We start from the raw sequence: 11032 nt of genomic DNA on the forward strand, positions 1-11032 counted from the left end.
GTTCGGTGTAGAGGGACGCGGACAGCCCGCGCGTGTGGATCAGCCGCGCGACCTGCTTGACGATCTCCTCGTACCGCTTGGTGAGCGACTGCTCGTCCGGATACAGGGCGCCGTAAGCGAATCCCCTGCCCGGTTCGTACTCGTGGCCGACGACTCGCCGTCCCAGCCCACCGAACTCGCCGAGCATCGCGACCCTGTTGTTGTCTGGCAGGCGGTTGGCCGTCGTGATCTGGTAGGAGTGGTCGTCGATCACGTCGCCGTTGCCCGGATCGGGATCGCTCAGACAGCAGTTGGAGCCGGAGTTGTGGTTGATCAGCCGAGTGTTGTCGATGCCGCGCACCAGGTTCACGATCCGGCCGGCCTCGTACTCGCCCCAGCCCTCGTTGAACGGCACCCACTGCACGATCGACGTGATGCCCTTGAGCTGGTCGATGATCCTGCGCAGCTCGGACTCGTAGTTGGCGTGCGAGTTCGGCGCCTCGTTGACCGCGTCGACCGACGGCATGTCCTGCCAGACCAGCAGACCGAGCTTGTCCGCGTGGTAGAACCAGCGCGCGGGTTCGACCTTGATGTGCTTGCGGACCATGTTGAACCCCAGGGCTTTCTGGCGTTCGAGGTCCCAGCGCAATGCTTCGTCGGTCGGTGCGGTGTAGATGCCGTCCGGCCAGTAGCCCTGGTCGAGGGTGCCCTGCTGGAAGACGAACTTCCCGTTCAGCAACGGCCGCATGACGCCGCCGACCATCGCCTTGCCGAGCGAGCGCATGCCGAAGTAGCCGGTCACGGAGTCGCCGTCGGCCAGCGTCACCTTGAGGTCGTAGAGGAACGGGTCGTCGGGCGACCACAGCCTGGCGTTCGGCACCGGGATGCGCAGCGAACTTCCGGTCGTGCCGGTCTGCCTGCCGACCACCTGCCCGCCGCTGAGCACCTCGGCCGTGACCGACTGTCCCGCGGTGCCCTGCACGACCAGGTCCAGCGCGCCCGCCGGTACGTTCGGGGTGGTGTCGAGGCGCGTGATGTTCGCGCTGCGCACCGGTTCCAGCCAGACCGTCTGCCAGATGCCGGACGCCGCCGTGTAGAAGATCCCGTCCGGGTTCCGCCGCTGCTTGCCGATCGGATAGCGGCTGCCGTCGACCGGGCTGTTAACGCCCACAATGATCTCGTTCGCGCCCGTGGTCAGCGCCGACGTGATGTCGAACGAGAACGCGTCGTAGCCGCCGGTGTGGGTGCCGACCTGCCGGCCGTTGACCCAGACCCGCGTCTCCCAGGTGACGGCGCCGAAGTTGAGCTTGATGTTCCGGCCGTTCCAGGTGGGCGGAACGGTGAAGGTGCGGCGGTAGAACATGTTGTCCTCGTGCCGTTTGATGCCCGACAGCGCGGATTCGATCGGGTACGGCACGAGGACGCCTTCGGCCAGCGGCCTGCCGATCGGCGGGGTGTTCAGGTTCGGTGCTCCTGCGAACTCCCAGACGCCGTTCAGGTTCTGCCACTCGGTGCGGACGAGCTGCGGCCGCGGGTACTCGGGCAGCGCGTTCGCCGGCGACACCTGGTCGGTCCAGGGTGTCGTGAGCGGAGGGGCTTTCGGGACCCACTCCGCCGCGTGAGCTGCCGGTACGACTGTGGTGGCGGTGATCAGGATGCCGACCAACACGCCCAGGACGCGTCTGGCCATGATGCTCCTATCTGCGCAGTATTCGTTGCAGAACAACGACGATGAGCAGGAAGACGCCGCTCACCACTGACTGGTAGTTGCTGTCGAGCGTGCCGATCTGGTTGATCACGTTCTGGATCACCTTGATCAGGCCGACACCGATCACGGTGCCGAGGACCGTCCCCATGCCCCCTGACAACAGAGTGCCACCGATCACCACCACCGCGATGGCGTCCAGCTCAGTGCCGACACCTATGACCGTGACCCCCGACTGCAGATAAGCCGCTGTCAGCGCTCCCGCCAGACCTGCCAGCGTGCCGCTCATCGTGTAGACACCGATCTTGGTCTTGGCGACGGGGACGCCGAGCAGGACGGCGGACTGCTCGGCGCCCCCGGTGGCGAACACGTTCTGGCCGAACGTGGTCCGGTTCAGGATCAGCCCGCCCAGGACTGCCAGTGCGGCCGCGATGAAGATCGGATAGCCGAAGCCGAACACCGTGCCGCGGCCGAGCTCGACGAACGCACTGTCTGGTGCGATCTGGTAGGTGTTGGCGCCCTCGTCGGTGATGGCGAGCAGGAGTCCGCGGGCGAACAGCAGGGATGCCAGCGTGACGATGAACGGCGCCATGTTCGTGCGGGCGATCAGCAGGCCGTTGACGAACCCGATCGCGCCACAGACGAGCAACGGCAGTGTTAGCGCTACCAGGAACCCGTACTGCGAGCCCCAGGCCGCCAGCACGCCGCCGAGGGCGTAGAGCGAGCCGACGGACAGGTCGATGCCGCCGGTGATGATCACGAACGTCATGCCGAGCGCGATCACCGCGAGGAACGAGCCCTGCAGGGCGAGGTCGCGAAGGTTGTCGAGGCTGCCGAAGCGTGGGAAGACCAGCCACGACACCGCGACCATCAGGATCAGCGCGACGGCGGCGCCCTGCCGTTGCAGGACCTTGGTTCTGGTCGCTGTTGCCTGCACGGTGCTCATCGGCGCTCCCGTGCCACGTACACGGCGGCGACGATGATCGCGGCCTGGATCATCTGCGCGATGGAGTCCGGCAGGTTGTGCTTGATCAGCGTGGCCCGGACGAGCTGCATCAGGACGACTCCCATGACCGTGCCGAGCACGCGCACCTTGCCGCCGGTGAGCGGAGTCCCGCCGACGACCACGGCGGTGATCGCGGACAGCTCCATCAGCAGACCCATGTCGGCGGGGTCGCTGGCGGCGAGCCTGGACGTGGCCAGCACGCCCGAGATCGCCGCGAGCACGCCGCAGATGGTGTAGACGCCGATCAGCACGCGGTTGACCGGCAGACCGGCCAGCGTGGCCGCCTTGCGGTTGCCGCCGACCGCGACGAGCTGCCGTCCGAACGTGGTCCGGTTGGTGAGTGCGGCGACCGTGAGCGCCAACAATCCTGCGATGACCACGCTGATCGGGATTCCGAGCACGTCGTCGGTACCGAGCGCGAGGAACGCCGGGTCGTGCAGCTGGACCAGCCGGCCGTCCGCGATGACCAGCGCGAGGCCTCTTCCGCCCACCAGCAGGGCGAGCGTGGCGACGATCGGTTGGATGCCCACCTTCGCGACGAGGAAGCCGTTGAAGGCTCCTGCAGCGAGGCCGACTGTCAGCGCCATCATGATGGCCACGAGCGGTCCGGCGCCGAGGTAGAGCGGGATGATCGCGGCGGCGAGCGCCATGACCGCGCCGACCGAGAGGTCGACGCCTTCGGTGCCGATCACCAGGGCCATGCCCAGAGCCACGATCAGCACCGGTGCGGCCTGGACGAGCTGGGTGCGGAAGTTGCCGACTGTCAGGAAGTTGGCCGTGAACGCCACGTTGAACAGCACCAGCGCGACTACGGCGACATAGACACCGTTGTCCTGGAGCCAGCGCGTTCTAGTGGCTGTTCTGGTTGCCGTCAGCGTCATCCATCACCTCCGCCGCGATCGCGTTGAGCACGTGCTCACGGGTGAGCTGGGCTCCCTCCAGCTCACCCGCGACTTCCCCGTCCCGCAGCACGATGAGCCGGTCCGCACCGTCGAGCAGCTCGTCCAGCTCGGAGCTGATCAGCAGCACCGCCAGGCCTTCCTTCGCGAGCTCGTCGATCAGCGCCTGCACCTCCGCCTTGGCGCCGACGTCGATGCCGCGGGTGGGTTCGTCGAGCAGCAGGATCTTGGGCTCGGTGCACAGCCAGCGGGCCAGCAGGACCTTCTGCTGGTTGCCGCCGGACAGTTCCGCGACCTTCTGCTCTGGGCTGGACACCTTGATGCGCAGGCGTTTGATGAACGCGTCGACGATCCGGTCCTGCTTGGACCTGCTGGTGATGCCGAACCGGCTGAGCTTCGGCAACGCGGCCAGCACGATGTTCTCGCGCACCGAGAGGTTCGGGATGATCCCCTCGGTCTTGCGGTCCTCCGCGAGCATGCTGATGCCCGCCCTGGTGGCCGCCTTCACGTTGTGCGGCACGGGTTTGCCCGCGACGAGCACCGTGCCGTGGTCGAGCGGGAGTGCGCCGATGATCGCCTTCGCGGTCTCGGTGCGTCCTGAGCCGAGCAGTCCGGCCAGACCGACGACCTCGCCCGGCCGGATCGAGACGTCGATGTTGTTGATGCGCGGCTTGCTGGTCAGGTCGAGCGCTTCGAGCACCGGCAGGGTGTCGGCGTGGTGATCTTCGCCGAACGCCGTGGTGCCGTGCTTCTGGATCTCGTTGACCGACCTGCCGAGCATCAGCGAGACGAGTTCGATGCGCGGAAGTTCTTTGAGGGGACCACTGTGAACGCTAACGCCGTCTCTCAACACCGTGACGGTGTCGCAGATCCGGTACAGCTCGTCCATGCGGTGGCTGACGTAGATGATCGCGATCCCTTGTTCGTGCAGCTTGCGGACCACGTCGAGCAGCGTCTCGACCTCGCGCGGCTCGAGCGAGGACGTCGGCTCGTCCATGATCACGACGTCCGCGTCCGCCTCGACCGCCCTGGCGAGCGCGACCATCTGCTGCTCGCCGACCGCGAGTGTCCCGAGTGGACTGCTCACATCCGCTGTGATTCCGTAGCCCTGCAGGAGTTCCTTCGCTTCGGCGTCACGTCTCGTGCGGTCGATCAGGCCGAGCCGGTTGCGCGGTTCCCTGCCCAGGAACAGGTTGGCGGCCACGCTCATCAGCGGGACGAGGTTGACTTCCTGGTAGATCGTGGAGATCCGGCCGTTCCTGGCGATCCGGCCGCCGTCCGGGCTGTGGATGCCGGTCAGCACCTTGATCAGCGTCGACTTGCCGGCGCCGTTCTCGCCGACCAGCGCGTGGATCTCGCCTCTGTTGAGCGTGAAGTCCACGTCGTCGAGTGCTTTGACCCCGGCGAACGTCTTGGTGACGCCGGCGACCTCGATCACCGGTTCAGTAGGCATTGCCGAGCTTCTGCTGGGCGTTGCTGCTGTCGTACTCGTCGTCGGAGATCACGATGTTCTGCGGGATCTCGTCACCCTTGGCGAACTTCTCCAGCGTCTCGAACGCGAGCGGCCCGAACCGCGGGTTGGACTCGACCACCGCGGTGTAGCTGCCGTCCGCGATGAGCTGCACGGCGTTGCGCGTGCCGTCGATGGACACGACCTTGACGTCCTTGCCGGGTGTCTTCCCCGCGGCCTTGAGAGCGGTGACAGCTCCGACGCCCATCTCGTCGTTCTCGGCGTAGACGGCGGTGATGTCGGGGTTGCTCTGGATGAGCTGCTCCATCACGGCCTGGCCCTTGGACCTGTCGAACTCGCCGGTCTGCTCGGCGACCACCTGGAGACCGCTGTTGGCGATGCCGTCCTTGAAACCCTTGGTGCGGTCGACCGTGACGTTGTTGCCCGACGCACCCAGCAGGATCGCGACCTTGCCACTGCCGCCGGTCGCCTTGATCATCTGCTGCGCCGCGCGTTTGCCCTGCTCGACGAAGTCGCTGCCGATGAACGTCAGGTAGTCCGTGCAGGGCTGTGACGTCACCTTGCGGTCGATGGTGACCACCGGGACCTGCTTGGCCTTGGCCGCGTCGAACGCGGGCTGCAGCCCGTCGGAGTTCAGCGGCGCCACGATCAGCAGCTTCGCGCCGCGGTCCAGCAACGACTTGATGTCGCTGATCTGCTTGTTGAGGTCGCTCTGCGCGTTCGTGTAGAGCAGGTCGACGCCCTTCTTGGCCGCCTCGTCCTTGATCGACTGCGTCTCGGCGGTGCGGAACGGGTTGGCTTCCTTCTCCGACTGGCTGAACCCGACCGTCGCACCCTTGACGTCGACCTGCGGGTATCCGGTCCTGCTCCGCGGGCAGCCGGGACCTGCGCTCTGTTGCTGCGCGGCACTCGCAGCGGGCCCGCCGCTGGTCGTGGTCTGTTGGCTCTCTCTGCTGGTGCAGCCGGTGACGAGCAGGGCGGCAACGGCGATGAGCAGGATGCGAGACATCGTTGGCTCCCGGACTGTGCGTGGTCGCGCTCTCACCGCTAGATTTGCATCGTTGTTCCAACGATGTAAAGACCGCGACTTCCCGGTACTTTTCCCGGTACAGGTACCGGTCCTTTCGGCTAGGAGGCTGCGTGGCCACGCTCAAGGACGTCGCCCGGCTGGCGGGCGTCTCGGTGAAGACCGTGTCGAACGTGGTCAACGGCTACTCGTTCGTCAAACCGGACAACCGCGCCCGCGTGGAAGCCGCCCTGGAGGCCACCGGCTACCGCCCCAACCTGGGCGCCCGCAACCTGCGCCGCGGCCGCACGGGCTTCATCGCCCTGGTCCTGCCCGAGCTCTCCATCCCGTACTTCGCCGAACTGGCCGGCCTGGTCATCGCCGCGGCCCAGGAACACGAGTGGAACGTGCTCATCGAGCAGACCTTCGGCACCCTGTCCGGCGAACGCCTGGCTCTCGCGTCCTTGGGCCCGCACCTGGTGGACGCCGCCATCCTGAGCCCGGAAGCGCTGCAGGTGGAGGACTTCCAGCTCTCCGTACCCGCCGTGATGCTGGGCGAGCACGCCGTCGACGTCCCCTTGTCGCGCGTCGGCATCGACAACGTGGCCGCCGCGACGTTCGCCGTCCGCCACCTGATCTCGTTGGGCCGCCGGCGAATCGCCGCGATCGGCGCCCACCCCCAACGCGGCACCGCGGCGCTGCGCCTGGAGGGCTACCGGGCTGCGCTGGCCGAGGCAGGCCTGCCCTTCGACTCCTCACTGGTCGTGCCCGCGCTGAACTACCACCGCGCGGACGGGGCCGCCGCGATGAAGGCCTTGCTGGACATGCGAAACCCGCCCGACGCGGTGTTCTGCTTCAACGACCTGCTGGCCGTCGGCGCGATGCGAACGGCCGCCGAGCGTTTCGTGCGCGTCCCCCAGGACCTGGCCATCGTCGGCTTCGACAACAACGACGAGAGCGCCTACAGCTCGCCATCCCTGACCTCCATCGCCCCGGACAAGGCCGCCATCGCCCGTGCCGCCGTCAACCTTCTTCGCGAACGCGCCGGCTCGCCCGACCTCGAGCTGGACGACGTGCAGACGCCGTTCTCGTTGCAGGTCAGGGAAAGCACGGTGGCACGGTGAAGTCCGGCGCGGCTAGCGGAGCTGGGCGTCGGTGTAGTAGCCGGACTCCACGAGAACCTTGTGGTAGTTGGCCTTGTTGACGCTCACCGGGTTCAGCAGGAAGGCCGGGACGACCTTCACGCCGTTGTGGTAGTCGTTGAGGTTGTTGAGCTGCGGCGGCGTTCGGTCCTTCAGCACGGCGTCGGCCATCAGCGCCGTGACGGTCGCCAGTTCGCGGGTGTCCTTGTAGATCGTCGAGTACTGCTGGTCGGCGATGATGGACTTCACGGAGCCCAGCTCGGCGTCCTGGCCGGTCACGATCGGGAACACCGGGCCGTAGCCGTTGTTCTTGAGCGCGGTGAGGATGCCGAGGGAAATGCCGTCGTAGGGCGAGAGCACACCGTTCACCTTTGTGCGGCGGTAGGTCGTGGCGAGGACGTCCTCCATGCGCTTGCGAGCGGTCTCGCCGTCCCAGCGCAGGGTCGTCACGGACTGGAAGTCCGTCTGGCCGCTGCGCACCACCACCGAACCGTCGTCGAGGTACGGCTTGAGCACGGACATGGCGCCGTTGAAGAAGAATGTCGCGTTGTTGTCGTCCGGCGAGCCGGCGAACAGCTCGATGTTGAACGGGCCCGTCGCGGGGCCGGGGCGGCCGTCGGCGGTGCGCAGGTGCAGGCCGGTCAGCAACGACTCGGCCTGGTACACGCCGACCCGGAAGTTCTCGAACGTCGCGTAGTAGTCGACGTTCGGGCTGCCGCGCAGGAGCCGGTCGTAGGCGATCACCGGGATCCTGGCGTCGGCGGCCCGCTGGAGCGGCTTGGTCAGCGCGGAGCCGTCCACCGAGGCGATGATCAGGAGTTTCGCGCCCTTGGCGATCTGGCCCTCGATCTGCTTCACCTGGGTGGGGACGTCGTTCTCGGCGTACTGCAGGTCGACCCGGTGCCCGTGCGCTTCCAGATCGCGCTTGATGTTCTCGCCGTCGTGAATCCAGCGCTCCGACGAGGTCGTCGGCATGGTGACGCCCACGAGAGCGCTCTCGGCGGGTTTGAGCTGCTGGTCGGACGCGGAAGCGCCGCACGCTGCGGCCAGCAGCGCTACCACCGGCAGCACGAACCTCGACACTCTCATTCCGGCTCCTCGCGCGGATCAACATCGTTGTTGACGGGTCGCCACGGTTCTCGCGGCGAGCTGAGGGCACGGCTTTCGTGTGATCCGGGCCACGAGCGGGTGTGAACGCTAACAAGTGAAGTCGCCCTGATCAAGCGACGACCTCGTCACCGGCGAAGGCCCGCCGGTGACGAGGGATGTCAGACCGCGTTCGTCACCGCCGCGTCACCCTGTTCGCCACGACCAGCGGGGCGAACTGGACCCAGTCGACGTTCGGTCCCCAGGCCGCGGGGTTGCCGAAGGTGACCGAACCGTCGCGCGTGACCAGGTCGATCGGCGACGTCTCTAGCCAGAAGCCGTCCCAGGTGTAGTTGTGGCGGTACGGCGTGGCGGTGGACTTGCCGCCCGTCTCGGTGGCGACGAGCGTCCGGTTGATGATGTCGGTGTTGTACGGGTGGCCGGTGTTCTTGTCCGCTTGGGCGTAGGCGACGGTCAGGTTGTACTGGCCGGGTGCTCCCGAACGGGGAATCGTCAGCGTGCCGTTGTTGCCGACGTAGCCGACGTAGGAACCGCCGGACGCCCAGGTGCTCGACGCGATCGCCGCGCCGCCCGCGAGCCGGCCGGCCTCGGCTTCGACGCGCACCGCGTTCCGGTCGGCCGAGGCGTCGCGGGTCAGCGTGAGGGTGCCAGCGGCGAGCGGGGTGCGGCCCTCGTTGGACAGCTCGACCTCGGTGATGCCTGCCTTGAGGTGCACGGTGGTGCTGCCGTTCCACGCACCGGCGCAGGTGGCGGTCTGGTCCGCGCCGGTGACGCGGCGGCCGGAGAGCGTGAGTCCGAGCGTGCTCCTGCCGGTCGCGGTGAAGGCGGTGTCGAGCCGGTAGTAGCCGTCCTCGGCCGCGGAGACGTAGGTGGTGACGGACTCGCCGGCGCGCAGCATCGCGCCACGGCCGGAGCCGCGCGCGTCCGAGAGCGGGTAGACCGTCCTTTCCGGACCGGTGACCTCGGTCAGGTCGACGCGGTCGAGCGTGATGTCCGCCGAGCCACCGAGGTAGCCGCCGGGACCGCTGGTGCGCAACGAGATCCGGTGCGTGCCCGCGGCGAGCTGGACAGGCGTGTCGTATCGGCCGCGGTAGGTCCAGCTCAGCGTCGCGGGCAGGGTCAGGTTCCGCACGTGGGCGTCGTCCACGTAGAGAGCGCTCTGACCGACGAACGCGTTGGTGCCGTACAAGACACCGAGTTTGTACGTGCCGGTGCGCGGAACGGTGACGTTGACGGTCACTCGCGAGTCCGGCCGGTTCATGGAGCCGACGTCCTTGCGCCCGGACGTGGTGTAGCGCATGGCCATGTCCCAGGAGCCCGATCCGTCGTCCTGGACGTACACCTGGGCGTTCTCCACCGTGCCGTTCTCGGCCTCGTAGCTCGCCTGCCACGGCGCGTTCGCGACCGGCGCCGCACCCGCCGCTGGCGTGACGATCACCTGGTACGCGGCGAGCTGGTCGCCACCCGGCACCTTGACCGTCGCACTGCCGTTCGCCACCCGGATCCGCGACGCCGCCACCACCGGCGGCTGTCCAGCGTCTCCTTCGTAGCCGCTCCAGCCGGCCTTCGAGATTCGCACGTCGACCTGGTCGCCGAACACCTTGCGGTCGATGCCGGTGAGAGCGACGTTCACGTCGTTCGCCGTGCCGCCGAGCAGAACAGTCGCCTTGGCGGCACCGCGGTTCAGCGTTGCCAGGCCCTGCAGGGTGTCCCTGACGTTCGGCTGCGGCGGCGTCACCTTGACGGTGTTGACCTCGTTGGCCGAGCTTCCGGCAAGGTCGCCGTACCACTTGGTGAGCCACCAGCCGCCGTTGGCGCGGTCCGAGCGCACGGCGTGGTCGCTGAGGTTGCCGGCCATGGACCAGAACGCCATGTGACCGTCCACTTTGGTGTCTTCCAGCATGGTGATCCACTGGACCATCTGGCCGGGCACCGAGGTGTCGCGCCTGTTGGTGTACTCGTTGATGACGATCTCTCGCGGCGAGACGCCGAGCTGCTTCTCCATCTCGCGGTACTCCGCGTAGTTCCTGCGGTAGTTCGCCAGCGAGTCCGGGCCCAGCTCGTGCCAGCTGGTCAGCTCCGGCAGCACGTTGTTGGCCTTGGCGTACGTCAGGAACTCGCGCAGGTGGTCCGCGCGGTACCGGGTCTCACCGATACCGGCGATGCGGGCGTTCGGCAGCACGGACTTCACCAGGCGGTAGATCCTCGTCCAGTCGGCGAAGAACTTCTGCTTCTTGTTCGCCCAGTCCGAGTACCAGATGCCGTCCGGCTCGTTGAAGATCGTCCACACGAACTTGTCGCGGTCGGGACGCTGGGCGACCTTCTCCAGCTGTGGCCGCAACCTGGCGGCGTAGTCGTCGATGCCCAGCTCCTCGTACGGCCACTTGCTGTACGCGTCCTGCGCGTAGATGTGCATCTCGCTGCCACCCGTGGCGAAGAACTCGTCCGCGAGCTTCAGGGCGTCGCCGTTCGGGTGCTGGTCCCCGTCCGGCGCCTTCTGCGAGATGCTGCGCAGCCGCATGCCCGCGATCAGGTCCTTGGACGGGACACCGGCGTCGCCCAGGCCGTAGAGCATGCCGGTGGCGCCGCCGCGGAACTGGCCCGTGGACGAGGCCAGGTCCACGCGCAGGGTCTCGGTCGCGGCGACGGCGGCCGCCGGGGACAGGGTTGTGAACGCTAACGCGGCAACGACCGCGCAGGCAGGGATACGCATCGGA

Annotated in this window: 8 protein-coding genes; 1 reads left to right on the top strand and 7 read right to left on the bottom strand. The window is 67.5% G+C overall.

The window, feature by feature from the left end:
- From UK23_RS21890 to UK23_RS21910, 5 genes are all read right to left on the bottom strand, one after another.
- Window positions 1-1669, bottom strand: a 1669-nt coding sequence (locus UK23_RS21890; protein ID WP_045313456.1) for a glycoside hydrolase family 2 protein, incomplete at its 3' end; no start/stop codon positions are given.
- A gap of 7 nt (window positions 1670-1676) precedes the next feature.
- A complete protein-coding gene (locus UK23_RS21895; protein ID WP_045313457.1) occupies window positions 1677-2630 on the bottom strand; it encodes an ABC transporter permease in 954 nt (317 codons plus the stop codon).
- The gene (locus tag UK23_RS21900) at window positions 2627-3571 is read right to left on the bottom strand and encodes an ABC transporter permease (RefSeq protein WP_045313458.1); all 945 of its coding nucleotides are present in this window, start codon (window positions 3569-3571) and stop codon (window positions 2627-2629) included. Before UK23_RS21900 ends, UK23_RS21895 begins: the two co-directional genes overlap by 4 nt.
- On the bottom strand, window positions 3540-5042 hold the full coding sequence (locus tag UK23_RS21905) for a sugar ABC transporter ATP-binding protein (protein WP_045313459.1): 1503 nt from the start codon (window positions 5040-5042) through the stop codon (window positions 3540-3542). Before UK23_RS21905 ends, UK23_RS21900 begins: the two co-directional genes overlap by 32 nt.
- Window positions 5032-6069 carry an ABC transporter substrate-binding protein gene (locus tag UK23_RS21910; RefSeq protein ID WP_045313460.1) on the bottom strand — a complete coding sequence of 346 codons (1038 nt, stop codon included), beginning with the start codon at window positions 6067-6069 and terminating at the stop codon, window positions 5032-5034. Before UK23_RS21910 ends, UK23_RS21905 begins: the two co-directional genes overlap by 11 nt.
- Window positions 6070-6200: 131 nt before the next feature.
- Here UK23_RS21910 and UK23_RS21915 point away from each other — a divergent pair, with 131 nt between their 5' ends.
- Window positions 6201-7190 carry a LacI family DNA-binding transcriptional regulator gene (locus UK23_RS21915; RefSeq protein ID WP_045313461.1) on the top strand — a complete coding sequence of 330 codons (990 nt, stop codon included), beginning with the start codon at window positions 6201-6203 and terminating at the stop codon, window positions 7188-7190.
- A 12-nt stretch (window positions 7191-7202) separates the two neighbouring features.
- Here UK23_RS21915 and chvE read toward each other — a convergent pair whose 3' ends face one another.
- Complete coding sequence (gene chvE, locus UK23_RS21920) at window positions 7203-8297, bottom strand: multiple monosaccharide ABC transporter substrate-binding protein (RefSeq protein ID WP_045313462.1); 1095 nt, start codon at window positions 8295-8297, stop codon at window positions 7203-7205.
- Window positions 8298-8490: 193 nt separating this feature from the next.
- Entirely contained in the window at window positions 8491-11028 is a 2538-nt protein-coding gene (locus tag UK23_RS21925; RefSeq protein ID WP_045313463.1) for a hypothetical protein, read from the bottom strand.
- Window positions 11029-11032: the final 4 nt, after the last annotated feature.

This window comes from Lentzea aerocolonigenes (assembly GCF_000955955.1).
Taxonomy (GTDB): Bacteria; Actinomycetota; Actinomycetes; order Mycobacteriales; family Pseudonocardiaceae; genus Lentzea; species Lentzea aerocolonigenes_A.

What these genes read in the sequence shown, in the direction of transcription:
- UK23_RS21900 (WP_045313458.1), bottom strand. Translation starts at nt 3,571, where the DNA reads ATGACGCTGACGGCAACCAGAACAGCCACTAGAACGCGCTGGCTCCAG.
- chvE (WP_045313462.1), bottom strand. Translation starts at nt 8,297, where the DNA reads ATGAGAGTGTCGAGGTTCGTGCTGCCGGTGGTAGCGCTGCTGGCCGCA.
- UK23_RS21910 (WP_045313460.1), bottom strand. Translation starts at nt 6,069, where the DNA reads ATGTCTCGCATCCTGCTCATCGCCGTTGCCGCCCTGCTCGTCACCGGC.
- UK23_RS21895 (WP_045313457.1), bottom strand. Translation starts at nt 2,630, where the DNA reads ATGAGCACCGTGCAGGCAACAGCGACCAGAACCAAGGTCCTGCAACGG.
- UK23_RS21925 (WP_045313463.1), bottom strand. Translation starts at nt 11,028, where the DNA reads ATGCGTATCCCTGCCTGCGCGGTCGTTGCCGCGTTAGCGTTCACAACC.
- UK23_RS21905 (WP_045313459.1), bottom strand. Translation starts at nt 5,042, where the DNA reads ATGCCTACTGAACCGGTGATCGAGGTCGCCGGCGTCACCAAGACGTTC.